Source organism: Streptomyces sp. NPDC059166, assembly GCF_042755185.1.
Lineage (GTDB): Bacteria > Actinomycetota > Actinomycetes > Streptomycetales > Streptomycetaceae > Streptomyces.
Genome location: NZ_JBHZCI010000002.1, coordinates 209,429 through 234,632, shown reverse-complemented (window position 1 = coordinate 234,632; position 25,204 = coordinate 209,429). Strand labels below are relative to the sequence as shown.

Below are 25,204 nucleotides of genomic sequence, written 5' to 3'. Positions count from 1 at the left end.
CCGCATACGATGTGCGCGACGTCTCCCTCTTCGACTCCCGATGGATAGGTCCCTCAGAAGATGAGCCTCTCGAGCACCGCACACCAGCTGGTCACCCTCGCCTCCGAAGGCGAGCAGGGTGGTAACCACGAAAGCCTCAGCCCGTACGTCACCGGTGGTGGCGCGTTCATCGCGCTGCTGCTCCTGCTCTGGATCACCACCCGGTTCAACAGGGACCGCTGAGGCCGAGGCGAACAGCTGTACCAGTAGGGTCTGCACGCATGGGAGAGCAGGAAGTGCCTACCGGCCGCGCCAAGCGCCGACTCGGCGTGATGGGCGGGACGTTCGACCCGATCCATCACGGACATCTGGTGGCGGCCAGCGAGGTGGCCGCTCACTTCCACCTCGACGAGGTCGTCTTCGTCCCGACCGGGCAGCCCTGGCAGAAGAGCCACAAGCAGGTGTCCCCTGCCGAGGACCGCTACCTGATGACCGTCATCGCCACGGCGTCCAACCCGCAGTTCTCGGTCAGCCGCAGTGACATCGACCGGGGCGGTCCCACGTACACGATCGACACGCTGCGGGATCTTCGGGCGGCCCACGGTGACGCGGACCTCTTCTTCATCACCGGCGCCGACGCCCTGGCCCAGATCCTGACGTGGCGCGACGCCGAGGAGCTCTTCTCGCTCTCCCACTTCATCGGTGTGACACGGCCCGGCCACGTGCTGACGGACGACGGGCTGCCCGAGGGCGGGGTCTCCCTCGTCGAGGTGCCGGCCCTGGCGATCTCGTCGACGGACTGCCGCGCCAGGGTCGCCGAGGGCGAGCCCGTCTGGTACCTCGTGCCCGACGGCGTGGTCCGCTACATCGACAAGCGCCAGCTGTACCGCGGCGAGTGAGCCACGGAAAGGGGCACCTGTGAACGACCGACAGAACCCGTACGACCCGTATCAGCAGCCTCAGATCATCGGCTACGACGCATACGGGCAGCCGGTCTACCAGCAGCAGGGCCAGCAGTACGACCCGTACGCGCAGGAGCCCCAGCAGCCCCAGCAGTCCTACACGCCCTACGAGTCCCGCCAGGCCCAGCAGGGTTACGGCTACGACCCGTACGCCGACGGGCAGCAGCAGTACGACCCTTACCAGTCGCAGCAGGACCAGCGACAGGGGTACGGGTACGACGCTGGTCACGGCGCCTACGACCCCTACGGCCAGGACACGGGAGCAGTGCCCCCGGCGGACGGCTCCACCCAGCAGTGGAACGCCCCCCAGGCCCCCGCCGCTCCCGCCGCCGCGCCACCGCCTCCGGTGCCTGAGCAGCGACGCGACACCGAGCCTCCTGCGGAGCCGGCCGTCCCCGGTCAGCGGCGTGCCGACCGCGACTACCGCACCGAGCAGTTCTCGTTCATCGAGGAGCCCGACGAGGACTCCGAAGATGTCATCGACTGGCTGAAGTTCACCGAGAGCCGCAGCGAGCGCCGCGAGGAGGCGCGCCGACGCGGGCGCAACCGGATGGTCGCGCTCATAGTCGTCGTGGTTCTCGTGGTCGTGGGCGGCGCGGGATACCTCTGGTTCGCCGGGAAGATCCCCGGGGTCGCCGGCCAGGACGGGCAGAGCGACGTCGCGGCGGGCGCACAGAAGCGGGACGTGATCGTCGTCCACCTGCACGACACCAAGAAGGGCGGCACCTCCACGGCGCTGCTCGTCGACAACGTCACCACCAAGCAGGGCACCACCGTCCTGCTGCCGAACTCGCTGGCGGTGGCCGCGGACGACGGATCCACCACCACACTCGGCAAGTCGGTCGACGACGACGGCTCCGCCGGCACGCGCGAGTCGATCGACGCGCTGCTCGGCACCAGCATCAGCGGCACCTGGCGGCTGGACACGCCCTACCTCGAGAACCTCGTCGAGCTCGTCGGGAACATCGAAGTCGACACGGACACGGCCGTGCCCGACACCAAGAAGGGTGCCGAGCCTCTCGTGAACAAGGGGGAGGCGCAGACGCTGAGCGGCCCGATGGCCGTCGCCTACGCCACCTACCAGGCCACCGGCGAACCGCAGACCAAGCAGCTGATGCGCTTCGGCCAGGTCATGCGGGGCGTGCTGCGCAAGCTCTCGGAGGACCCGAAGGCCGCCACCGTCACCATCGAGACACTCGCCCAGATCCTGGACCCGTCCCTCCCGGAGCAGGACCTGGGCGCCTCGCTGGCGAAACTCGCCGGGCACGCCAAGGTGGGGGACTACAAGACGGAGCTGCTCCCGGTGCAGAGCGACGGGACGCTCACCGACCAGGCCACCGAGGACGTCGTGAAGGACGTGCTGGGAGGCAGGGTCAAGGCCCCCGACCAGGGCGCGGCGGTGCGCGTCGGCATCAGGAACGCGACCGGGAACACCAAGGGCACGGAGTACGCCAGGGTCCAGCTCGTCAACGGCGGCTACGCCTTCGTCGACAGCGGCAAGGCGGAGACCGCAGCCTCGTCCCAGGTGGTCTACGCGACCGCGGAGGACAAGGCGAAGGCGGTCGAGGTCGCCAAGACACTCGGCCTGCCGGAGAGCGCCGTCAGGAAGGGAGATCCGGCCGCGAACGCCGACATCTCCGTCGCGCTCGGGCAGGACTACAAGATCCCCGAGCAGACGTCGTAAGGGCTGTCGGCGGTCCGTGAGACCCTAGAGGTCGAATCCGACCGCCGACGAAAGCCTGCATGTGACCGCCACGGACCGCTCCATCGAGCTCATCAGCACCGCCGCCCAGGCGGCGGCCGACCGGCTCGCGCACGACATCATCGCCTACGACGTCAGTGATGTGCTGTCGATCACCGACGCCTTCCTGCTGGCCTCGGCTCCCAACGACCGCCAGGTCAAGTCGATCGTCGACGAGATCGAGGAGCGGCTGCTGAAGGAGCTCGGCGCCAAGCCGGTGCGCCGTGAGGGCGACCGGGACGCCCGCTGGATCCTCCTCGACTACGTCGACATCGTGATCCACGTCCAGCACAGCGAGGAGCGCGTGTTCTACGCGCTCGAGCGCCTGTGGAAGGACTGCCCCGAGATCGCCCTCCCCGAGGACGCGGTCAGGACGCGGGGCAAGGCCGAGGAGCACGCCCAGCTCAACGGCGGCACGGAAGGGGACCTGAGCTGAACGGCAGCAGCAGCGGCAGGGGCCGCAGGATCGTCCTCTGGCGGCACGGCCAGACGGCGTGGAATCTCGAGCGCCGCTTCCAGGGCTCCACGGACATCGAGCTCACGGAGACCGGTGTCGGCCAGGCTCGCCGCGCGGCCCGGCTGCTCGCCTCGCTGCAGCCGGACGCCATCGTGGCGTCCGACCTGCGGAGGGCAGCGGCCACGGCCGCCGAGCTCGCCTCGGTCACCGGGCTCGCCGTCTCCCACGACTCCGCGCTGCGCGAGACGTACGCGGGTGCCTGGCAGGGCCTCACGCACGAGGAGATCGTCGGGCAGTACGGCGAGCAGTACGCCGCGTGGAAACGCGGTGAGCCCGTACGCAGGGGAGGCGGCGAGCTGGAGACCGAGGTCGCGGACCGCGCCGCCCCTGTCGTACTGGAGCACGCCGGCAAGCTGCCCGACGCGGGCACGCTCGTCGTCGTGAGCCACGGTGGCACCATCCGTACGACCATCGGCCGTCTGCTCGGACTGGAGGCGCATCACTGGGAAGGCCTCGGCGGCCTCTCCAACTGCTGCTGGTCCGTGCTGGGCGAGGGAGCGCGCGGCTGGCGCCTCCTCGAACACAACGCCGGGACGCTCCCCGAACCCGTTCTCGGGGACGACGACTGAGGGATGCCCCGTACCGAGGCCGCCGGGTCCGGATCCTGGGGCTCGCGTCCGATCGTGACGGCCGAGGACCGGACTCGCACGGGCGGCACTCCTGCGGGAGGGGTGAACCGGGCGGCCCGGGAGTCGCGTGTGACGGGCTGCTCCTCGCGCCCGGCGGTCCGCTCGGAAGGCGGCTGAGGGGCCGGATTTCACTTTCCGGCTCGTCGCAGGCTAAAGTTCTTCTTGTTCGCAGCGCGGAAACGCGGGAAAAGCGGACAGCGGGGCTATAGCTCAGTTGGTAGAGCGCCTGCATGGCATGCAGGAGGTCAGGAGTTCAATTCTCCTTAGCTCCACAGTCAAGATCCCGTCCCCAGTAGGGGGCGGGATCTTTTTTCGGCCACTGCGCTGCACCTGCGCGCCGACTCGCGCCGTCCGCGCTCCAACTGCCCCAGGCCGCCAGGAACAAGGGCGGACAAGGCCCACCAGGGACGTCTTCGCAGGTGCGCCGGTCTTTCCCGCCCGCTCCGTTCAGGACGACGGGCAGTGGTGGGGCGCTGATCGGGCTGACCCTCTTGCGGGCTCATGGCAGAATCGGAGCGCCGGAGGGGGCGACGGACCGATCGGGAGGGAACGCGATGCCTGCGAGCCGCGTAAGGGCCCCGGGCCCGCCCCTTGGTGCCGACGTATCTCCTCGCCCCCGCAGCGCCCGCCCCATCGCCGGAACCCGCCCCTGCGGCGTGGGCTGCGGCCACCCGCGGAGCTGACCGGATGGGTGCACACAGGCGGAAGTGCGACTGGTGCGGCAGCGGTACGCCCATCGTCAGGGACATGGATCCGGTCAACGCCGAGTTCCAGTACTGGTGCGAGGAATGCGCGCGGGCGCTGATCATAAAAGGCGATCCCATCGAGACGTACCGGGAACTCGAGGGGGAGCCGATCTACGGCCGGCTCCTGGAGGAGCACTGCACCCTCAAGAGGTTCTACTCGTTCGCCACCGCCTGACGCCGCGTCGTCGTCCACAACCCGCAACCGCTGGTCAGGGCGGCGAGAAACGGACAAAACGGTTCGAGCTGGAAACGATTTTTGATGGGCCGGGGAGACCGTGTAATGTTCTCGATGTCGCCAGGGAAACCGGGCGGCGAACAGCACGGGGCTATAGCTCAGTTGGTAGAGCGCCTGCATGGCATGCAGGAGGTCAGGAGTTCAATTCTCCTTAGCTCCACAGTGGGAAAGCGGGTCATCCGGATCGGATGGCCCGCTTCTTCGTGTGCCCGTACCCGGCCCTGGTCGTCGACGAGGTCGGCCGCGGCCGTTGCCGGCCCTCGGAACCGGCTTCCGGCGGGTGTGCGGCGGGGCCTGCCGGATCCGCGGGGTGCGGGCGGGCCCCCGCTGGGCGCGGTCGAGCGAACGGGCCGCCGGGGCGGTGCGAGTGGCGGGCGGCCCGCCCCGCGCCTCATGGCGGCGGGAGCTGTGGGAGTTTCTGGCGGCGCATCTGCCGGGCGGTGCGCCGGGCCCGTGCGGTACCCTGACGCCATGCGTGCCGTACGCCTTCTGCTTAGCGAGCCGCGCTGATCATTCCCGGCCGGTGAGAATGCCTGGTCGGACTCGGCGCGGCGTCCCCTCCTGTGCGAGGGGATTTTTCGTTTCCGTGGACGTGTGTCCGTGGACGTGGGTGCCGGCAGATGACGATCGATGGAGCTTTGAGGATCATGAGCGAGACGAACACCGCGGCCGAGGTGGCCGCGCCGCACCGCTACACGGCAGCGATGGCCGCCGACATCGAGGCACGCTGGCAGGACTTCTGGGACGCCGAGGGGACCTACGAGGCCCCGAACCCGAGCGGTGACCTGGCGGACGGCACCGAATCGGCCGCCCGCCCCAAGAGGTTCATCATGGACATGTTCCCGTACCCCTCGGGTGCGGGTCTGCACGTCGGGCACCCGCTGGGCTACATCGCCACCGACGTCTACGCCCGCCACCAGCGGATGACCGGGCACAACGTCCTGCACACCCTGGGCTTCGACGCCTTCGGCCTGCCGGCCGAGCAGTACGCCGTGCAGACGGGCACCCACCCGCGCGCCTCCACCGAGGCGAACATGGAGAACATGAAGGCCCAGCTGCGCCGTCTGGGCCTGGGCCACGACAAGCGCCGCTCCTTCGCGACGATCGACTCGGACTACTACCGGTGGACCCAGTGGATCTTCCTGCAGATCTTCAACTCCTGGTACGACACCGAAGCCGACCGTGCCCGTCCGATCGCCGAGCTGGTGGCCCAGTTCGAGAGCGGTGAGCGTCCTCTGCCCGGCGGACGTGAGTGGAGCGGCCTGAGCGCTGCGGACCGCGCCGACGTGCTCGGGGAGTACCGCCTGGCGTACGCCTCGGACGCCCCCGTCAACTGGTCGCCCGGACTGGGCACCGTGCTGGCCAACGAGGAGGTCACGGCCGACGGTCGCTCAGAGCGCGGCAACTTCCCCGTCTTCAAGGCCAAGCTGCGCCAGTGGAACATGCGTATCACCGCTTACGCGGACCGGCTGCTGGACGATCTGGACGGGCTGGACTGGCCCGAGGCGATCAAGCTGCAGCAGCGCAACTGGATCGGCCGTTCCGAGGGTGCGCGCGTCGACTTCCCCGTCGACGGGGCCGGGGACATCACCGTCTTCACCACCCGCCAGGACACGCTGTTCGGGGCCACCTACATGGTGCTGGCACCCGAACACGAACTGGTCGAGCGGATCATTCCCGCCGCCTGGCCGGAGGGTACCCACCCGGTGTGGACCGGTGGCCACCCGAACCCGGCCGAGGCGGTCACCGCGTACCGCAAGCAGGCAGCCGCCAAGTCCGACGTGGAGCGCCAGGCGGAGGCCAAGGACAAGACCGGCGTCTTCACCGGCGCCTACGCGACCAACCCCGTCAGCGGGGAGAAGGTCCCCGTCTTCATCGCCGACTACGTCCTGATGGGCTACGGCACCGGCGCGATCATGGCCGTTCCGGCGCACGACGCGCGCGACTTCGCCTTCGCGCGCGCCTTCGAGCTGCCGATGCGCTGCGTCGTCGAACCCTCGGACGGCCGCGGCCTGGACCCGTCGGAGTGGGAGGACGCGTTCGCCTCGTACGAGGCGAAGCTGGTCAACTCCGCCAACGACGCGATCTCGCTGGACGGCCTGGGCGTCGTCGAGGCCAAGGCGCGGATCACCGAGTGGCTGCAGGAGCGCGGCGTCGGCGAGGGCACCGTCAACTTCCGGCTGCGTGACTGGCTGTTCAGCCGCCAGCGGTACTGGGGCGAGCCCTTCCCCATCGTGTACGACGAGGAGGGCATCGCCCACGCGCTGCCCGAGTCGATGCTGCCGCTGGAACTGCCGGAGGTCGACGACTACTCGCCGCGCACCTTCGACCCGGAGGACGCCGACACCCAGCCGGAGACCCCGCTGTCCCGGAACGCCGACTGGGTGAACGTCACCCTGGACCTGGGGGACGGCGCCGGCCCGCGGAAGTACCGCCGCGAGACCAACACCATGCCCAACTGGGCCGGTTCCTGCTGGTACGAGCTGCGTTACCTGGACCCGCGCAACGACCGGCAGCTGGTCGACCCGGCGATCGAGCAGTACTGGATGGGGCCGCGCGAGGGTCAGCCCACCGGTGGTGTCGACCTGTACGTCGGAGGCGCCGAGCACGCGGTGCTGCACCTGCTGTACGCCCGCTTCTGGTCGAAGGTGCTGCACGACCTGGGGCACATCTCGTCGTCGGAGCCGTTCCACAAGCTGTACAACCAGGGCATGATCCAGGCCTTCGTCTACCGTGACAGCCGCGGGATTGCGGTCCCGGCGGCCGAGGTCGAGGAGCGCGACGGCGCGTACTACCACGGCGACGAGAAGGTAAGCCGGGTCCTGGGCAAGATGGGCAAGTCACTCAAGAACGCCGTGACGCCCGACGAGATCTGCGGCGAGTACGGCGCGGACACCCTTCGCCTGTACGAGATGGCCATGGGGCCGCTGGACGTGTCCCGCCCCTGGGACACCCGCGCGGTGGTCGGCCAGTTCCGGCTGCTGCAGAGACTGTGGCGCAACATCGTCGACGAGGAGACCGGTGAGGTCACCGTCGTGGACGCCGAGCCGGGCGAGGACACCCTGAGGGCCCTGCACAAGGCCATCGAAGGAGTCGGCCAGGACATGGCGGGCATGCGCTTCAACACTGCCATCGCCAAGGTCACCGAGCTGAACAACCACCTGACCAAGGCCGGCGGCCCGCTGCCGCGTTCCGTGGCCGAGCGGCTGGTGCTGCTGATCGCGCCGCTGGCACCGCACGTGGCGGAGGAGCTGTGGCGCCGGCTGGGCCACACCGAGTCCGTGGTCCACCAGGACTTCCCGGTCGCCGACCCGGCCTATGTCGTGGACGAGACCGTGACCTGCGTGGTTCAGGTCAAGGGCAAGGTCCGGGCGCGTCTGGAGATCTCCCCGTCGATCTCGGACGAGGAGCTGGAGGCACTGGCACTGGCCGACGAGAACGTCATCGCCTCGCTGGGCGGGGCCGGAATCCGCAAGGTGATCGTGCGGGCACCGAAGCTCGTCAACATCGTCCCGGCCTGACGCGGCTCCCGGGGCGTCCCGAGCAGGCGCCCCAGGGACCTGCCACCGGCCCAGGGCTCTCCCCTGAACCAGGGCTTTCCCCTACGGGCAGGTTGGGGGTTCCATCGGAACCCCCAACCTGCCCGTTCCGTTTACGGTAGTAGGGGCGGCTGCACACCGGCCGCCGATCCGACGACCGAGGGGCGTTCGTGGAAGCCGTGATCCTGATCCTGACGCTGCTGTTCCTCGCGTTCATCGCACTCGGGGTGTACGCGGGGGTGAAGACGGTGCGCGCGGCCAAGCGAGGCGTGGACCGGACGATCACGCAGGCCCGCCGGTCGGTGGAGGACACCACTCTGCGGGCGAAGAGCTACGGCCAGCCAGGCGTTCCGGGGGAGCTCGCACAGCTGAGGCTCGCACTGCGCACCTCGATGCGCGCCACCCAGGACGCCTTGGACGCCGGAGCCGCGGAAGACGCCTCACTCTCGGAGTCGCTGGGTCTCTTCCAGCGGCTGAGCGCGCACGCCCGCGAACTCGACAGCGATCTGAAGCGGCTGGAGCGCGAACCGGACCGGGCGACGGTGGCGACTCTGCTGCCGGGTCTCAAGGAGCGCACGGAGCGGATCACGCACTCCGCGGAATCACTGCGCTGGGCGGCGCGGGACCGTGCGAGGCAGTTCGCCGACGACGATCTGGCAGCGCTCAACGCGCAGATCGACGTGGAGGCGGGGGCCCTGCGCCACTGGACCACCGACGAGACGTCGTCTCCCGGTGGCGAGACGTCGTCTCCCGGTGGGCAGACCGGAGAGACCGGACGGACCGGACACGACCGGAGTGGCGCTGACGCCGAGCAGCCGCCGTCGCTGACCTCTCCTGACCCGCGACTGCGCTCGCCCTATCCGTGGCAGAAGTCGGCCAGACCGGAGACGACGAACTGACCGCACCGGCGGGGCGCCCCGCCCGGCTGGACTAAGCCTCGGTTCGGCCTGTGCGGGTGTGCTCGGCGGGGCCGGTGGCGCGGCGGGCGCGGGCGGATCCGGCAGGTGGGACAGCGCGGGCATGTGATCGTGGATGTCCGGACATGCTGCGGGTATGTCGATGTGGGTCGGCTCGCGCCGCCTGATGGACCGGAAATGATCAGAAGATCGATCCCGGGCTGCCGTGCCCCCGCTCCGGCAGGTAACCTCCGGCTCATGTCCCGCCATGTCGCGATCGTCACCGATTCAACGGCCTACCTGCCGCCTCAGATGATGGAACGGCACGGCATCACCGCGGTGCCGCTGACAGTGGTCCTGGGAGATCAGGCGCTGGAGGAGGGCACGGAGATCTCGGCCCGGTCGCTGGCGCTGGCCCTGCAGAAGCGCCGTTCCGTGACCACCTCACGGCCCAGCCTGGAGGCCTTCGCGGCCGCCTACAGGGCAGTGGCCGAGGGAGGTGCCGACGCCATCGTGTCGCTCCACCTGTCGGCGGAGATCTCCGGCACCTATGACGCCGCGGCACTCGCCGCGAAGGACGCACCCGTCCCCGTGCGGGTGGTCGACACGGGAATGGTCGCCATGGCCCTGGGCTTCTGCGCGCTCTCGGCCGCCGAGGCCGCCGAGGCGGGCGGCGGCCTGGACGACGCGGTCGCGGCTGCGGAGGCGCGCGCGAAGGGCACCGCGGCCTTCTTCTACGTCGACACGCTGGACTACCTGCGCCGGGGAGGGCGCATCGGTGCCGCTCAGGCACTGCTGGGTTCGGCTCTCGCGGTGAAGCCGCTGCTCCAACTCGAGGGCGGCCGGATCGAGATGCTGGAGAAGGTGCGCACGGCCTCCAAGGCGATCGCCCGTCTAGAGGAGATCGCGGCCGCTCGTGCGGGCACCGGAGCGGTGGACATCGCGGTCCATCACCTGGCCGCCCCCGACGGGGCCGAGAGGCTGGCCGAGCGACTGCGGGGGAGAGTCCCGGGACTGGGTGAGCTTCATGTGAGCGAAGTGGGCGCGGTCATCGGGGCGCACACCGGGCCGGGCTTGCTGGGAGCGGTTGTCTCGCCGCGCTGAGATCCACGCTGAGATTCACGTTGAGATCCATGCTGGAATTCACTCCCCAGGGTGGCGCGGTTGTCCACAACTGGCCCGTTGTCCACAGAAATTGGCGCTGATCAACAACTTTACGCGGATGTGTCTAGCGTCCTGAGGCATGACCTTCCGAACACCCTTCACATCGGGCTTCGTGGTCGCCGGGCGGGGCGGAACTCCGGCTGACCTGCAGCGTGCGACAGGCGGTGCCGCGCCCCCGCGGACCCATCGGCCGGCCGGTACCCCCGGCTACGGGCCGACCGGCGCACCCGGAGCCGGACCTTCGGGGCCGCCCGCGCACGCAGCCATGGACCCACCCCCACCGGGGCCTGCGAACGGTGTCTCGCATCGCGCGCCCCGGCGCAGCCCAGGCTGTGCTGCCCGATCCCGCCGGGGGCCGGGTGCCAGGCCGCTGGGCGCAGCCGGGAGCGCGCCGGGCGCGGTCTCCCGCGCACGGCACAGGCGCGGGAGAGAGAAGGGGCGCGGCACGACTGCCGGGATCGCGGCGGCTCAGCGGCTCCGGGCGGAGGCGCTGATGGCCGGTGACCGGCCGGCGGGCGTCGGTACCGCTGCCACGACGGCCGGGGCGGCGCCCGGTACCGGGACGGGCGTTCCCGCGAGTCCGGCGATCGAGGCCCGGACGGCCCGTCCGGCGCCTGCATGGGCTGCGTCCACGGCGGTTCCGGCAGGGGCGCAGACCACTCGTACGCATCGCGGTACCGCGACTGAGGCTGCTGCCGGAAGCGAAACCGGAACAGGGACCGGGCCTGAGACCGGGACCGGGGCTCGGATCGGGACCGGTGGTGTGGCCACTCCGGCGGACGGACCGGGGCACCCACCGCGAGACGGTGAGCCCGACGGCGGTGCCTGGCGTACGCGGTGGTGGCACGAGGCCATCTCGGCCTTGGGGGACCGGCTGCCGTCGTGGGTGCGGCTGCGGTGCGGTCTCGAACCACGGACGCTCGCGGCCCTCGGCGTGGTCCTGGTGGGAGCCGCGGTGCTCGCGGCGAGCCATTTCTGGGCGGGCCGCCCCGAAGCCGTCCGTGCCCCGGACCGGGTCACCGAGGCCGCGGTGGTCCAGCCGAGTGGCCCAGGGGCCCCGAACGCCCAGCAGTACGGACTTCCGGCCGGGCCGGTGGCGGGGCAGGGGAATGCTGCGCCCCCTGGCGGGCAGATCGTCGTGGACGTCAGCGGAAAGGTGCGTCGGCCGGGTGTGCGCCGTCTTCCGGCCGGGTCCCGGGTCGCCGACGCGTTGCGGGCCGCGGGCGGGGTCCGCGCGGGTGCGGACGTCAGCATGCTCAACCGTGCGCGTGTGCTGACGGACGGCGAGCAGGTCGCGGTGGGCGTGCCCGCCGCCGCGTCCCCCGGGGGCGGCGGGCAGCCGGCGTCCGGTGGTTCCCCGGCGGGAGCGGCGGCCGGGCCCACGGTGCCGCTCAGCCTGGGTACGGCGACGGCGGAGCAGCTCGAGACCCTGCCGGGAGTGGGTCCGGTGCTCGCCCAGCACATCATCGACTACCGCGTGGAGCACGGCGGTTATCGATCGGTCGACGAGCTCCGCGAGGTCGACGGGATCGGTGACCGCAGGTTCGCCGACCTGAGGCCACTGGTCCGGCCATGAACACCCCTGATGTACACGCGGATTCAGGCAAGCGCCTCGGGGTGGCCGAGCCACGGCAGGACGGTCCGGCAGACTTGCGGCTTGTCCCACCGGCCCTCGCGGCCTGGGCCGCGGCGGCCCTGTCCCTCGACATCCCCGGCAGGTGGGTTGCGATCGCGGTGGGGCTGTGCCTGTGCGTGACGGCGGGCCTTCTCGCCCGTGGACACCGGTGCCGGGGCGGTCGCGGACGCCGGTCGTACCCGGCGGATGGCGGGACGGCCGCTGAGCACGCGGATGCGCCCGGTGCGGGGAAACACGTCACGGCTGTCGTCGGGATGCTGTTGTGCGCGGCGGCGGGAGCGGCGTCAGCAGGGCTCCACGGTGCGGAGGTCCGGTCCGGACCAGTTCCCGGGCTGGCCGGGACGTATGCGCGGGTCGAGGCGGAGGTGACGGTCACATCCGACCCGAGGCGGACCAAGCCGGGAGTGCACGGCGACCACAGCACCCCCGTGTCCCTGCTCGTGGGAGCGGAGGTGGACCGGGTGACCTCTCCGGACGGTACGGTCACCCGGCTCCGGACCCCGGTGCTGGTGATGGTCGCCCCGGGGGACGAGGCACATCGGTGGCAGCGGTTGCTGCCCTCGACACGCCTACGCGTCAGCGGGACGCTCGCACCCCCGCACCGCGCGGGTGAGCGCAGTGCCGCGGTTCTCAGGACCGAGGCGGATCAACCGCCGTACGTCCTCGCGGGGCCCTCGTCGGTGCAGCGCTTCGCGGGGCGTCTGCGGTCCGGCTTGCGGGAGGCAACCGAAGGGCTCGACGCGGACGCCCGGGCACTTCTTCCGGGGCTCGTCGTCGGCGACACCTCACGGGTGCCGCCCGACCTCGAGGACGCGTTCAAGGCCACCGACCTCACCCACCTGCTGGCGGTTTCGGGCGCCAACCTGTCGATCCTGCTCTTCCTCCTCATCGGGCCGCCTGGCACGGCCGGCCGCAGCGAACGCCGCGGCCTGGCGCCAAGACTGGGAATCTCCCTGCGCGCCACCGCGCTGACCGGTGGCGGCATCGCACTCGCCTTCGTGATCGTCTGCCGCCCGGAGCCGAGTGTCCTGCGCGCGGCGGCCTGCGGACTGATCACACTGCTGGCGATCGGGACGGGACGGCGACGCTCCCTGATTCCCGCCCTGGCCGCCGCCGTTCTGCTGCTCGTGCTGTACGACCCGTGGTTGGCACGTAGTTACGGGTTCCTGCTCTCCGTGCTGGCCACCGGAGCTCTGCTGACCCTCGCACCGAGGTGGGCGTCGGCGCTTCAGGGACACGGCGTCCCGGCCCGGCCCGCCGAGGTGCTGGCCGCGGCGGCGGCCGCCCAGGCGGTCTGCGCGCCGGTGGTCGTCGTCCTCGCGGCGAGGGTGAGCCTAGTGGCGATCCCCTGCAATCTGCTCGTGGAGTTCGCCGTGGCACCGGCGACGGTCCTGGGGTTCGCCGCACTCGCGGTCGCGCCGTTGTCCATGCCCGTCGCGCGAGCCTTGGCGGAGGTCGCCGGAGTGCCTGTGGGGTGGATCGCCTCGGTGGCCCGTACCGGTGCCGCCCTCCCCGGAGCGCAGGCGGACTGGCCGGGCGGGTGGTGGGGAGCGGCGCTCCTGGCCGCACTCACGGCTGTGCTGGCGCTGTCGGCCCGCCGTCTGGCCAGCCACCCCTGGGTCTGTTCTGCCGCGGTGTTCCTCCTGGTCCTGGCCGTGCTCCGGCCGGTGCCGCTCACCCGGTTCGTCTCGGGCTGGCCACCGGCCGGCTGGACGTTCGCCCTGTGCGACGTGGGGCAGGGGGACGCGATGGTGCTCGCCTCGGGGAAGGGCTCCGGGGTCGTCGTGGACACCGGGCCCGAGCCCCGTCTGGTGGACCGCTGCCTGCGTGATCTCGGCATCACTCGTGTGCCTCTCCTGCTGCTGACCCATTTCCACGCCGACCATGTGCGTGGTCTGCCGGGTGTGCTGCGGGGCCGAGAGGTCGGGGTCGTGCAGACGACCGGCCTCGACGAACCGCCGGAGCAGGCCGCCTTCGTACGTCGAACGGCTGCTGCGGCGCGGGTCCCGCTGGCACGGGCGGCGCCGGGGGAACGGCGCAGGACGGGGCCGCTCGACTGGGAGGTGCTGTGGCCCGCCGCCGTCCCGCACGGAGCCGCACCGGCGCACACGACCGAGGAGCCCAACGACTCCAGCGTCACCCTCCTCGTCCGGTCCGCGGGCGTGAGCCTGCTCCTGCTCGGAGATCTCGAACCTCCCGCTCAGCAGGGAGTGGTGCGAAGCCATCCAGCCCTTCCCCGGGTGGATGTGCTCAAGGTGGCGCACCACGGTTCGGCCCATCAGGACGGAGAACTCCTGCGCAGAGTCCACCCGCGCATCGCGCTGATCAGCTGCGGCAGGGACAACCCTTACGGGCACCCGGCGGCCCGCACGGTCGAGTCGCTCGAATCGACGGGGGCGAAGGTTCTGCGGACCGATGTCCACGGGGCGATCGCCATCACGGGTTCCGGATCCGGCCTGCGTGCGGCAGGCCGGTCATGAGAGAACGAAGCGAGTCCAGCACCCGTGCCTCCAGCGCTCATCCGCGGGCTCGGGGCCCGGGCCACCACGCACACGGGACCCGGCGTCCACCGGCGTCCACCGGTGCCCGCGCGGGAGAAGCGCGCGGGCGGCCGCCACGTCAGACCAGCCAGGTCCCGTCGGCCATCAGGTCACGCCCAGCCTGTTCGTTCACCTCGCGCCATGCCTTGACGGTGTGAGGCGAGATGCGCAGACACTCAGGCCCCCTGCCCGCGTGGATCCCAGGCGAGCGCCGACGGTGTGCGCTCCGACGATGTGCCCAAGGACGGAGGGTGCGAGGGCACGATCCGAGCACTGACCGCGGCACCCGGCCCCAGCCGGGTGCGGCGACCGTCCTGCCCGGCCGCAGCTCGTATCAGGCCGTGGCTTCCGTGCCCGGCCGCGGCTCGTGCCCGGCCGTCGCTGAGGCCGTGGCCGGCCTGATCCTGTGGATTCGGACGGGCCACGGGCCGACGGGGCACGGGCCGCAAGGCCCGGCTCGGGTGCGGGGCCGGCAGCAGGGGCCGAGGGGCAGGGGGCCTGAGGCCTACGGAGCCTCAAGCCACCCCTCGTACTCGGCCGCGAGCGCGTCCAGGGCCAGGGAGTCCAGGCGGGCCGCCGGGTCCTCCACCACGACGAGCCACTGGGCGTCCTCCGCGTCGTCCTCGCCGGCCAGGGCGTCCCGGACCAGCTGCGGCTCATCGACCACACCGAACCGGTCGTGGAGCTCCCCGGCGACCTCCTCGGCCGCGTCCCGGTCGGGTAGCACCAGCACATGTCTCACATCGCTCACCCGGCCATTCTCAGGCACCCACGCACACCACCGTCACGCCGGGTGCATGTCCGGCGGCGTTGTCACAGCGGCATGGGATGCTGGACCGCGATGGCCACCAGACGCAATCCCACCGACGATCCGCTCGCCCCCGTCACGCTCGCGGTGGGCCAGGAGGACCTGCTCCTGGACCGTGCCGTGCAGCAGGTGGTGGCCGCGGCCCGCGCCTCGGACTCCGACACGGACGTCCGCGACCTCACCGCGGACCAGTTGCAGCCAGGTACTCTCGCCGAGCTCACCAGCCCTTCGCTCTTCGCGGAGCGCAAGGTGGTGATCGTTCGCAACGCGCAGGATCTCTCCGCCGACACGATCAAGGACGTCAAGGCGTACCTGTCCTCCCCCGCGGAAGAGATCACCCTGGTGCTTCTCCACCCCGGTGGGGCGAAGGGCAAGGGCCTGCTGGACGCGGTGCGCAAGGCCGGGGCACGTGAGGTGGCCTGCCCGAAGACCACGAAGCCGGCCGAGCGGCTGTCCTTCGTGCGGTCGGAGTTCCGCGCGCTGGGACGCTCGGCAACGCCGGAGGCCTGCCAGGCTCTGGTGGACGCGATCGGGAGTGATCTGCGGGAACTCGCCGGCGCGGTCTCGCAACTGGCCGCGGATGTCGAGGGGACCATCGACGAAGCGGTCGTCGGCCGTTACTACACGGGCCGTGCGGAGGCATCCTCCTTCACCGTCGCCGACCGGGCCGTCGAGGGCCGCGCGGCCGAGGCACTGGAGGCGCTGCGCTGGTCGCTGTCCACCGGTGTCGCCCCCGTCCTGATCACGAGCGCCCTCGCCCAGGGCGTCCGGGCCATCGGCAAGCTCTCGTCGGCCCGGGGGGGACGCCCCGCTGACCTGGCCCGTGAGCTGGGGATGCCGCCCTGGAAGATCGACCGGGTCCGTCAGCAGATGCGGGGATGGACCCCCGACGGCGTGGCCGCCGCTCTCATCGCCGTCGCGGCTGCCGACGCGGGCGTCAAGGGGGGCGGGGACGACCCCGAGTACGCCCTGGAGAAGGCAGTCGTGGCCGTCGCCCGCGCGGCACGCGGCGGAAGCCGCTGACTCCGCCTCGGGCGGGAGGGTTGCCCCGGCGCCCACGTGCCCGGAACCAGGTGGCTGAGCTCCGCGCGGCTGCCGCGCGGACGAGTTGGCACGCAGCTTGCCGCCTGCCAGTGGTGCGCCGCGCCCGCCCCTGCCGGACAAGCCCAGCCGGGGGGACTCCGGGCTCCTGCGCTCTCCCGAACCGAGCGCCGACTCGCGCCGGCAGCCACTGACCTGCCCTGGCGCCTGCCCCGGCCCCGCACCATGTCCGGCTCGTGACCTGGCGCGGGCCCAGGCGAAGCCAGGCCCCGCGCTCGTGGCCTTCCCGGTTCCCGAACCGCTTCCTTCCGCTCCGGCGGCTCTCCCCGGTCCGAAAGGCCCACGGCCCCGGCCGCCCCTCGGGCCCGAAACCCTCGGTCCTGGCGGCCCTCCAGGGTGCCCAAGGCCCATGTCCCGGCCGCACTCCCAGGCGTGAAGGCCCCTGAGCGCCCTCCCGGCTCCCGACCCGTCCCGCCCCCGGCCGCCCCGTCGCAGGCCACGGACACCCGGATCCGGCCATCGGGGCCACGGTCACGCGCGAAGGCCCCGGCCGCCGTCCTGGGGAGGACGTCGGCCGGGGCCTTCGGTTCACACTTGGTGCGCCGCACCCGCGTGGCGAACGCAGGTTCGGTGTGCGGCGCGGGTGCCGGTCAGGAGCGGGAGAGAGGGCCCGCTGAGTCCCTTCCGGCGATCACATCAGTAGCTCAGCCCTGGAGGGCGGCAACCTTGAGCGCCAGCGCCGACTTCTTGTTGGCGGCGGCGTTCTTGTGGATGACACCCTTCGAGACAGCCTTGTCGAGCTGGCGCGACGCGTCACGGACGGCCACAGTGGCCTTCTCGACGTCACCGGCAGCGGCAGCCTCACGGGCCTTGCGGATCGAGGTCTTGAGCGAGGACTTGACGGCCTTGTTGCGCAGGCGCGCCTTCTCGTTCGTCTTGTTCCGCTTGATCTGGGACTTGATGTTCGCCACGAAAGAGCCTTTTCAGGTTCGTTGGATCTTCTTTGTGCGCCACGCCGCCCATGAGGCCACGAGGCACAGCTGTCCACGGTAGCAGTCACCCTCTCACCGGCCCAAACCGGCCCCGGTCCCCCCGGCGTGGGACCATGGAGGCTACGTATCGATCCGTCCGACCCGACATCGACCCGAGACACGGCGTCCGGCGTCTCAAGAATCAGGACCCTGCGTGCCCGCGACTCCTACCAACGTGCCCGAGCCGAGCCGTACCGACCCGGCGCTGATCCGCAACTTCTGCATCATCGCGCACATCGACCACGGCAAGTCGACCCTTGCCGACCGGATGCTCCAGCTGACGGGCGTGGTCGACCAACGGCAGATGCGCGCCCAGTATCTCGACCGGATGGACATCGAGCGCGAGCGCGGCATCACCATCAAGTCCCAGGCGGTCCGTCTGCCGTGGGCGCCCACCGAGGGTGAGACCAAGGGGTCGACCCACATCCTCAACATGATCGACACCCCCGGCCACGTGGACTTCACCTACGAGGTCTCCCGCTCCCTGGCCGCCTGCGAGGGCACCATCCTCCTGGTCGACGCCGCGCAGGGCATCGAGGCGCAGACGCTGGCCAACCTCTACCTGGCGATGGAGAACGACCTCACCATCGTCCCCGTGCTCAACAAGATCGACCTGCCGGCCGCGCAGCCCGAGAAGTTCTCCGAGGAACTGGCCAACCTCATCGGCTGCCAGCCGGAGGACGTGCTCAAGGTCTCCGCGAAGACCGGCGTCGGCGTGGACGCCCTCCTCGACCGGGTCGTCCGGGACGTACCGGCCCCGGTCGGTCAGGCCGACGCCCCGGCACGCGCGATGATCTTCGACTCCGTCTACGACGCCTACCGCGGTGTCGTCACCTACGTCAGGGTGGTCGACGGCCAGCTCAACAAGCGTGAGCGCATCAAGATGATGTCGACCGGCGCGACCCACGAACTGCTGGAGATCGGAGTCTCCTCCCCGGAGATGACCCCGGCCGACGGCATCGGCGTGGGTGAGGTCGGATACATCATCACCGGCGTGAAGGACGTCCGGCAGTCCAAGGTCGGTGACACCATCACCTCCCTGAGCAAGGGCGCCACGGAGCCGCTCGGCGGCTACAAGGACCCGAAGCCCATGGTGTTCTCGGGGCTCTACCCCCTGGACGGCTCCGACTACCCGGACCTGCGCGAGGCCCTGGACAAGCTCCAGCTCAACGACGCGGCCCTGGTGTACGAGCCGGAGACCTCCGCCGCACTCGGCTTCGGCTTCCGCGTGGGCTTCCTCGGTCTGCTGCACCTCGACGTCATCCGGGAGCGCCTGGAGCGGGAGTTCGGCCTGGAGCTCATCGCGACCGCCCCCAACGTGGTCTACCGCGTCGAGATGGAGGACGGCTCGGAGCACACCGTCACCAACCCGAGCGAGTTCCCCGAAGGCAAGATCGACAAGGTCCACGAGCCGGTCGTCAGGGCCACCGTCCTCGCGCCCAGCGAGTTCATCGGCGCGATCATGGAGCTCTGCCAGAACCGGCGCGGCACCCTGATCGGCATGGACTACCTCTCCGAGGACCGTGTCGAGATCCGCTACACCCTGCCGCTCGCCGAGATCGTCTTCGACTTCTTCGACCAGCTGAAGTCCAAGACCCGCGGCTACGCCTCGCTCGACTACGAGCCCACGGGTGAGCAGTCCGCCCAGCTCGTCAAGGTCGACATCCTGCTGCACGGTGACAAGGTCGACGCCTTCTCCGCCGTCACGCACAAGGACAAGGCGTACGCGTACGGCGTCCGGCTCGTCGCCAAGCTGCAGAAGCTCATCCCCCGGCAGAACTTCGAGGTGCCGATCCAGGCGGCCATCGGCTCCCGGGTCATCGCCCGTGAGACCGTCAGGGCCATCCGCAAGGACGTCCTCGCCAAGTGCTACGGCGGTGACATCTCCCGTAAGCGGAAGCTGCTGGAGAAGCAGAAGGAAGGCAAGAAGCGGATGAAGATGGTCGGCAACGTGGAGGTGCCGCAGGACGCGTTCATCTCCGTCCTGTCGACCGACGAGTCGGCCGGCGAGGGCAAGGCCAAGAAGTAGCGCCGTCGTGACCGGGCCCGCCGGCCCGGTCACCGTCGGCAGGCGCGCCCGGCCCGACCCGCTCGCGGGCAGCACGGTGCGTACGTTTTCCGGCGTACCCCGGAGTAGCCCAACTGGCCCCTGTGGCGCGGACATCCGCGACACGGGGGCCCGCTTCGTTATCAAGCGGCGGCCGGTTGCCCCTTACGCCGCGGACCCACGCGCTCTACTCTGATCACCACCCGTAGTTACTCGCCAGTTAAACAAGCAGGCCGAGCGGGAACGAGAAGCAGGACATACAGCAGCAGCACCCACTGAACCGGTCGTAGCAATGCCGCAGGCCCGGAGGACGTCGTGAGCGACACACAGACCCAGATCGATAGCCGACCGCCCTCCGTGGCGACCCTCTTCATCGAACGCGTGGCGGCCACCCCGGACGGTGAGGCCTACCGCTATCCCGTGCCGGCCGCCTCGGGCCAGGGCCCGGACGAATGGAAGTCGCTGACCTGGGCCCAGGCCGCCGAGAGGGTCGACGCCATCGCGGCGGGTCTGATCAGCCTCGGGGTGCTCCCGGAGGAGCGTGTCGCGCTGGCCTCCTCCACCCGTGTCGAATGGATCCTCGCCGACCTCGGCGTGATGTGCGCGGGCGCGGCGACGACGACGGTCTACCCGTCGACCAACACCGAGGAGTCCGCCTTCATCCTGGCCGACTCCGACAGCCGGGTCCTCATCGCCGAGGACGCCGCGCAGCTCGCCAAGGCGAGGGAGAGCAGGGCCTCGCTCCCCGCGCTCGCCCATGTCGTGGTCATCGACCCCGCGGGAGCCGGGCCGGCCGAGGGCGACCCGGAGGGCTGGGTGCTCACCCTGGCCGAGCTGGAGGCCCGGGGGGCCGAGTACCTGGCGAAGAACCCGTCCGCGATCACCGAGCGGGTCGCCGCCATCACGGCCGACCAGCTCGCGACGCTCATCTACACCTCGGGCACCACGGGCCGCCCCAAGGGTGTGCGGCTGCCGCACGACAACTGGTCGTACATGGCCAAGGCGACCGTCTCCACCGGGATGATCAACTCCGACGACGTCCAGTACCTCTGGCTGCCGCTCGCGCACGTCTTCGGCAAGGTACTCACCTCGGGCCAGATCGAGGTCGGTCACGTCACGGCGGTCGACGGCCGCGTCGACAAGATCATCGAGAACCTCCCGGTGGTCCGGCCGACCTACATGGCAGCCGTGCCCCGCATCTTCGAGAAGGTCTACAACGGCGTCGCCGCCAAGGCGCGCGCGGGCGGCGGGGCCAAGTACAAGATCTTCCAGTGGGCCGCGGGCGTCGCGCGCGAGTACGCGAAGGTGTCGCAGGACAACTTCCGCAGGACCGGCAAGGCATCCGTGCCCTTCGGGCTGGCCGCCAAGCACAAGGCCGCCGACGCCCTGGTCTTCGCCAAGATCCGCGAGGCCTTCGGCGGCCGGCTCCGCGCCTGCATCTCCGGCTCCGCCGCCCTCGCGCCCGACATCGGCCTCTTCTTCTCCGGCGCCGGGATCCACATCCTGGAAGGCTACGGACTCACCGAGTCCAGCGCCGCCTCCTTCGTCAACCCGGGCGAGGCCTACCGCACCGGCACCGTGGGCAAGCCGCTCCCCGGCACCGAGGTCCGGATCGCCGACGACGGCGAGATCCTCCTGCGCGGCCCCGGCCTCATGGAGGGCTACCACCAGTTGCCCGAGAAGACCGCCGAGGTGCTGGAGTCCGACGGCTGGTTCCACACCGGCGACATCGGCGAGCTCTCCCAGGACGGGTACCTGAGGATCACCGACCGCAAGAAGGACCTGATCAAGACCTCGGGCGGCAAGTACATCGCCCCGGCCGAGGTCGAGGGCCAGTTCAAGGCGGTGTGCCCGTTCGTCTCCAACATCCTGGTGCACGGCGCCGACCGTAACTTCTGCACCGCCCTGATCGCGCTGGACGAGCCCACCATCCTGGGCTGGGCCGAGGAGAACGGCCTCGGCGGCAGGCCGTACGCCGAGGTGGTCGCGTCACCGCAGGCCGTGGAGCTCATCGAGGGCTATGTGAACCGGCTCAACGAGGGACTCCAGCGCTGGCAGACCATCAAGAAGTTCCGGCTGCTGCCGCGCGACCTGGACATCGAGCACGGCGAGCTGACGCCGAGCCTCAAGCTGAAGCGGCCGGTGGTCGAGCGCGAGTACAAGGACCTCATCGAGGACATGTACGCGGGTTCCCGCGAGGCCTGACGCCCACGGGACGGCCCGACGGCCCAGGACCCGGACGGCGGGGACGCGAGGTGCGCGAGCACCCCGCGTCCCCGCCGTCCATTCCGGGACCCCCGCCGGGGACCCGGTCCGCGCCCAGGAGCCGTTCCGCGGCCCCGCTCGGCCTCCTGCCCGCGACTTCCGTCACTCGCCGCTTATGGGCGCGCCCGGTCTGTCACTCTGTCGGGGTACGTCAGCGGTGTTCAGTGAGACCGTCAGGAGCCGCACCGTGGGGTCCGTTCCCTTACAGCGGGACATCGTTCAGCGTCCCGGCATCGTCGTCGCAGGTCAGAGCGATGACGTCCGTATGGTCGCGCGTACGAGCCTGCCCGGAATCCCGCAGGCGTCGGCCGCCGCGCGCCGATTCGTCCGGGCGGCGCTCGGCGACTGGTCCGACCTCGGCCTGCCCTCGGGCGGCGAGTTCGGTGACCGGCTCACCGACGACGCGCTGACCGTGGCCAGTGAGCTGGTCACCAACGCGGTGGTGCACGCGGGCACCGCGGTCGACCTGCTCCTGCGACTGGAGGACTCCGCGGGGCCCGACCCCGCCGCCCTGGTTCTGGAGATCACCGACCACCACCCCGCCCGGTCGGTGCGTGACACCGGGGCCGAACGCCCCGACCCCGCCGAGTACGGCCGGGGACTGCAACTCGTCGCGACCCTCGCCGAGTCCTGGGGGATCACCTACCGCGTCGGTCTCAAGACCGTCTGGGCCCGTCTCCTCGGCGACGACCGCTACGGACTGCCCGAGGACGCCCCGGCCGGTACCGACCGCGCCGCCGGTGGGGCCCCGGCCCTCACCTCGGGGCGCACCGCGCGTGACGACGCGAGCTGGGCCGGGCGCGGCGGGCTCTCCTTCCTCGCCGAGGCCTCCGGGCTGCTCGCCGGACAGCTCGACGAGAACCTGGTCGCGTCGACCGCGGGCGCGCTCCTCGTGCCGCGGCTCGCCGACTGGTGTGCGATATGGCTGGAGAGCGAGGGCGCGGGCCCGGCGGCCGAACCCCGGCTCGCGGGCGTCTGGCACGGCGACGAGGCCAGGGCGGGGATGCTGCGCGCCGCGCTCGAGAAGGAGCCGCTCCGGCTGCCCGGGAGCGTCGGTACCGGCCCGGTGCCCATTCCCTGGAGGGGAGGCGGGGGCACGGACCGGGAGGCGGGCACAGGGGTCGCGCTCGCCCACCGCATCACCTCGGGCGGGCGGACGCTCGGCGCGGTCCTGGTGGGCCGCGAGGGCGCCGGTGACATCCCCGACCAGGTGGTCGCGCTCCTCGCGGACTTCGTACGCAGGGTGGGCCTCGCGGTGGGCGCCGCCCGCGCCTACACCCGTCAGGCCACCATCAGCCGCATCCTGCAGCGCGGACTGCTCCCCAGCAAGGTCGCCGAGATACCCGGCGTCACCAGTGCGCTGGTGTACGAGCCCGGGGACGACGGCGTCGTCGGCGGCGACTTCTACGACCTCTTCCCCTGCCCCGGAGGACGCTGGTGCTTCGTCCTCGGTGACGTCCAGGGCAGCGGCCCCGAGGCCGCCGTCGTCACGGGCCTGGCCCGACCGTGGCTCCGGCTGCTGTCCCGGGAGGGCTTCAGCGTCGGCGAGGTCCTGGACCGGCTCAACCGCCTCCTCCTGGACGACGCCATGGAGGCGGCGGAGGCCGCCGCCCTCATGGTCGCGGCGGCGGGCGGACAGCAGATCCAGGACGGCGAGCAGATCCAGGACGGCTCCCAGTCCCGCTTCCTCTCGCTGCTCTACGGCGATCTCGTACCGCTCCCGGACGGCGGCGTGCGCTGCACCGTGGCGAGCGCCGGCCATCCGCTGCCGCTGCTGCTGCGCCCCGACGGGACCGTCCGTCCGGCCGCCGAGTCGCAGGTGCTGCTCGGAGTCGTCGAGGACGTCGCCTACGGCAGCCAGAGCTTCGACCTGGAACCGGGTGACAGCCTGCTCTGCGTCACCGACGGGGTCACCGAGCGACGCTCCGGCCCGCTGATGTTCGACGACGGCGACGGTCTGGCCCGGGTCCTGGCCGGCTGCGCGGGGCTTCCGGCCACCGCGGTGGCCGAACGCATCAAGCAGGCCGTCCACGCGTTCGCCGAGCGCCCGCCCGACGACGACCTCGCCCTGCTGGTGATCCAGGTCGACGGAACCACCGATGTGCGGAGCGGCTCCGGCGGCGAGTGACAATGGACGGTATGCCTTCCGTACTGCCCGATGGTGAGCCCGTGCCCGACGACGGGGCACTGCCCCGCCATGCCCTGGAAGGCGCCGCCGGCCGGCCGCTCGGCTTCTACCTGCACGTGCCCTACTGCGCCACCCGCTGCGGCTACTGCGACTTCAACACCTACACCGCCACCGAGCTCCGCGGCTCCGGCGGGGCGCTCGCGTCCAGGGACAACTACGCGGCCCACCTGGTCGAGGAGATCCGCCAGGCCCGCAAGGTCCTCGGTGACGACCCCCGCCCGGTCCGCACCGTCTTCGTCGGGGGCGGCACCCCGACGCTGCTGCCGGCGGCCGATCTCGTCCGGATGCTGGCGGCGGTCCGGGAGGAGTTCGGGCTGGCCGAGGACGCCGAGATCACCACGGAGGCCAACCCGGAGTCCGTCGGTCCGGCCTACCTGGCCGCGCTCCGGGAGGGCGGCTTCAACCGGGTGTCCTTCGGCATGCAGAGCGCCCGGCAGCACGTCCTGAAGGTGCTGGACCGCACCCACACCCCGGGCCGGCCCGAGGCCTGCGTCGCCGAGGCCCGCGCGGCCGGGTTCGAGCACGTCAACCTCGACCTGATCTACGGCACACCCGGCGAGTCCGACGACGACTGGCGGGCCTCCCTCGACGCGGCGATCGGCGCCGGACCCGACCATGTGTCCGCCTACGCGCTCATCGTCGAGGAGGGCACGGGCCTCGCCCGGCGTATCAAGCGCGGCGAGGTGCCGATGACCGACGACGACGTCCACGCGGACCGCTACCTGATCGCCGACGAGGCCATGACGGCGGCGGGCTTCTCCTGGTACGAGGTGTCGAACTGGGCGCGCACCCCCGAGGGCCGCTGCCTGCACAACGAGCTGTACTGGCGCGGGGCCGACTGGTGGGGCGCGGGACCAGGGGCGCACAGCCACGTCGGCGGGGTGCGCTGGTGGAACGTCAAGCACCCGGGCGCGTACGCACAGGCTCTCGCCGAAGGCCGCTCACCCGGCGCCGGCCGCGAGGTGCTCGGAGACGAGGACCGGCGCGTCGAGCGCATCCTGCTGGAGCTCCGGCTCGTCGAGGGCTGTCCCCTGTCGCTGCTTGCCCCCCAGGGGCTCGCCGCGGCCGGGCGGGCGGTCCTGGACGGGCTGCTGGAGCCCGCGCCCTACGAGGAGGGGCGCGCGGTCCTCACCCTGCGCGGCCGGCTGCTCGCCGACGCGGTCGTCCGCGACCTGGTGGACTGAGGGCACCCCGGGAGCCCGCCCCGGGGGCCCCATCCCCGACCCCCTCATGCACCCGG

General features: G+C 71.3%; 18 protein-coding genes, 2 tRNA genes and 1 pseudogene. 18 read left to right on the top strand and 3 right to left on the bottom strand.

From position 1 onward, the window contains the following. The first annotated feature begins 60 nt into the window (after positions 1-60). The 13 genes from ACFXOA_RS02475 to ACFXOA_RS02415 all read left to right on the top strand — a co-directional run bounded on the left by ACFXOA_RS02475 (position 61) and on the right by ACFXOA_RS02415 (position 14,524). Positions 61-222 carry a hypothetical protein gene (locus ACFXOA_RS02475; RefSeq protein ID WP_362549304.1) on the top strand — a complete coding sequence of 54 codons (162 nt, stop codon included), beginning with the start codon at positions 61-63 and terminating at the stop codon, positions 220-222. 38 nt (positions 223-260) lie between these two features. Continuing rightward, positions 261-878 carry a nicotinate-nucleotide adenylyltransferase gene (gene nadD, locus ACFXOA_RS02470; RefSeq protein ID WP_385021258.1) on the top strand — a complete coding sequence of 206 codons (618 nt, stop codon included), beginning with the start codon at positions 261-263 and terminating at the stop codon, positions 876-878. Between the two features lie 19 nt (positions 879-897). Further along, complete coding sequence (locus ACFXOA_RS02465) at positions 898-2,625, top strand: LCP family protein (RefSeq protein ID WP_385021255.1); 1,728 nt, start codon at positions 898-900, stop codon at positions 2,623-2,625. Positions 2,626-2,686: 61 nt separating this feature from the next. Further along, entirely contained in the window at positions 2,687-3,118 is a 432-nt protein-coding gene (gene rsfS, locus ACFXOA_RS02460) for a ribosome silencing factor (RefSeq protein WP_385021252.1), read from the top strand. After that, complete coding sequence (locus ACFXOA_RS02455; protein WP_385021425.1) at positions 3,115-3,768, top strand: histidine phosphatase family protein; 654 nt, start codon at positions 3,115-3,117, stop codon at positions 3,766-3,768. The genes rsfS and ACFXOA_RS02455 overlap by 4 nt, the downstream gene beginning before the upstream one ends. A 259-nt stretch (positions 3,769-4,027) precedes the next feature. Continuing rightward, positions 4,028-4,100 (top strand) — tRNA-Ala (locus ACFXOA_RS02450). 415 nt (positions 4,101-4,515) lie between these two features. Continuing rightward, positions 4,516-4,749, top strand: a complete 234-nt coding sequence (locus ACFXOA_RS02445; RefSeq protein WP_033305681.1) for a hypothetical protein — start codon at positions 4,516-4,518, stop codon at positions 4,747-4,749. Positions 4,750-4,896: 147 nt separating this feature from the next. Continuing rightward, positions 4,897-4,969 (top strand) — tRNA-Ala (locus tag ACFXOA_RS02440). A 487-nt stretch (positions 4,970-5,456) separates the two neighbouring features. Next, positions 5,457-8,330, top strand: a complete 2,874-nt coding sequence (gene leuS, locus ACFXOA_RS02435; RefSeq protein WP_385021248.1) for a leucine--tRNA ligase — start codon at positions 5,457-5,459, stop codon at positions 8,328-8,330. A 188-nt stretch (positions 8,331-8,518) separates the two neighbouring features. Next, complete coding sequence (locus tag ACFXOA_RS02430; RefSeq protein ID WP_385021245.1) at positions 8,519-9,247, top strand: hypothetical protein; 729 nt, start codon at positions 8,519-8,521, stop codon at positions 9,245-9,247. A 255-nt stretch (positions 9,248-9,502) separates the two neighbouring features. Then, on the top strand, positions 9,503-10,348 hold the full coding sequence (locus ACFXOA_RS02425; protein WP_385021242.1) for a DegV family protein: 846 nt from the start codon (positions 9,503-9,505) through the stop codon (positions 10,346-10,348). Between the two features lie 823 nt (positions 10,349-11,171). After that, complete coding sequence (locus ACFXOA_RS02420) at positions 11,172-11,984, top strand: helix-hairpin-helix domain-containing protein (RefSeq protein WP_385021239.1); 813 nt, start codon at positions 11,172-11,174, stop codon at positions 11,982-11,984. Then, the gene (locus ACFXOA_RS02415; protein ID WP_385021236.1) at positions 11,981-14,524 is read left to right on the top strand and encodes a ComEC/Rec2 family competence protein; all 2,544 of its coding nucleotides are present in this window, start codon (positions 11,981-11,983) and stop codon (positions 14,522-14,524) included. Before ACFXOA_RS02420 ends, ACFXOA_RS02415 begins: the two co-directional genes overlap by 4 nt. 139 nt (positions 14,525-14,663) lie before the next feature. On the opposite strand, the pseudogene ACFXOA_RS02410 reads toward ACFXOA_RS02415, so the two are convergent. Then, positions 14,664-14,793: pseudogene (locus ACFXOA_RS02410) on the bottom strand (pyridoxamine 5'-phosphate oxidase); the annotation flags it as partial. Between the two features lie 296 nt (positions 14,794-15,089). Continuing rightward, the gene (locus ACFXOA_RS02405; RefSeq protein WP_385021233.1) at positions 15,090-15,335 is read right to left on the bottom strand and encodes a hypothetical protein; all 246 of its coding nucleotides are present in this window, start codon (positions 15,333-15,335) and stop codon (positions 15,090-15,092) included. Positions 15,336-15,425: 90 nt separating this feature from the next. Between ACFXOA_RS02405 and holA the strand changes: the two genes are divergently transcribed. Further along, positions 15,426-16,415 carry a DNA polymerase III subunit delta gene (gene holA / locus ACFXOA_RS02400; RefSeq protein ID WP_385021230.1) on the top strand — a complete coding sequence of 330 codons (990 nt, stop codon included), beginning with the start codon at positions 15,426-15,428 and terminating at the stop codon, positions 16,413-16,415. A gap of 722 nt (positions 16,416-17,137) precedes the next feature. Here holA and rpsT read toward each other — a convergent pair. Beyond that, positions 17,138-17,404 carry a 30S ribosomal protein S20 gene (rpsT, locus tag ACFXOA_RS02395; protein WP_014156344.1) on the bottom strand — a complete coding sequence of 89 codons (267 nt, stop codon included), beginning with the start codon at positions 17,402-17,404 and terminating at the stop codon, positions 17,138-17,140. A 214-nt stretch (positions 17,405-17,618) separates the two neighbouring features. Here rpsT and lepA point away from each other — a divergent pair, with 214 nt between their 5' ends. The 4 genes from lepA (at position 17,619) to hemW (ending at position 25,148) form a co-directional block, all read left to right on the top strand. After that, a complete protein-coding gene (gene lepA, locus ACFXOA_RS02390) occupies positions 17,619-19,493 on the top strand; it encodes a translation elongation factor 4 (protein WP_385021226.1) in 1,875 nt (624 codons plus the stop codon). Between the two features lie 333 nt (positions 19,494-19,826). Further along, the gene (locus ACFXOA_RS02385) at positions 19,827-21,716 is read left to right on the top strand and encodes an AMP-dependent synthetase/ligase (RefSeq protein ID WP_385021223.1); all 1,890 of its coding nucleotides are present in this window, start codon (positions 19,827-19,829) and stop codon (positions 21,714-21,716) included. 247 nt (positions 21,717-21,963) lie between these two features. After that, positions 21,964-23,904 (top strand): SpoIIE family protein phosphatase, encoded by a 1,941-nt coding sequence (locus ACFXOA_RS02380; protein WP_385021220.1) that lies wholly within the window; start codon positions 21,964-21,966, stop codon positions 23,902-23,904. An 11-nt stretch (positions 23,905-23,915) separates the two neighbouring features. Then, positions 23,916-25,148 (top strand): radical SAM family heme chaperone HemW, encoded by a 1,233-nt coding sequence (gene hemW / locus ACFXOA_RS02375; protein ID WP_385021217.1) that lies wholly within the window; start codon positions 23,916-23,918, stop codon positions 25,146-25,148. Positions 25,149-25,204: the final 56 nt, after the last annotated feature.

Excerpts from the sequence above, each read along its gene's own strand:
- ACFXOA_RS02475 (WP_362549304.1), top strand. The coding sequence starts at position 61 with ATGAGCCTCTCGAGCACCGCACACCAGCTGGTCACCCTCGCCTCCGAA.
- nadD (WP_385021258.1), top strand. The coding sequence starts at position 261 with ATGGGAGAGCAGGAAGTGCCTACCGGCCGCGCCAAGCGCCGACTCGGC.
- ACFXOA_RS02445 (WP_033305681.1), top strand. The coding sequence starts at position 4,516 with ATGGGTGCACACAGGCGGAAGTGCGACTGGTGCGGCAGCGGTACGCCC.
- leuS (WP_385021248.1), top strand. The coding sequence starts at position 5,457 with ATGAGCGAGACGAACACCGCGGCCGAGGTGGCCGCGCCGCACCGCTAC.
- ACFXOA_RS02425 (WP_385021242.1), top strand. The coding sequence starts at position 9,503 with ATGTCCCGCCATGTCGCGATCGTCACCGATTCAACGGCCTACCTGCCG.
- ACFXOA_RS02415 (WP_385021236.1), top strand. The coding sequence starts at position 11,981 with ATGAACACCCCTGATGTACACGCGGATTCAGGCAAGCGCCTCGGGGTG.
- holA (WP_385021230.1), top strand. The coding sequence starts at position 15,426 with ATGGCCACCAGACGCAATCCCACCGACGATCCGCTCGCCCCCGTCACG.
- hemW (WP_385021217.1), top strand. The coding sequence starts at position 23,916 with ATGCCTTCCGTACTGCCCGATGGTGAGCCCGTGCCCGACGACGGGGCA.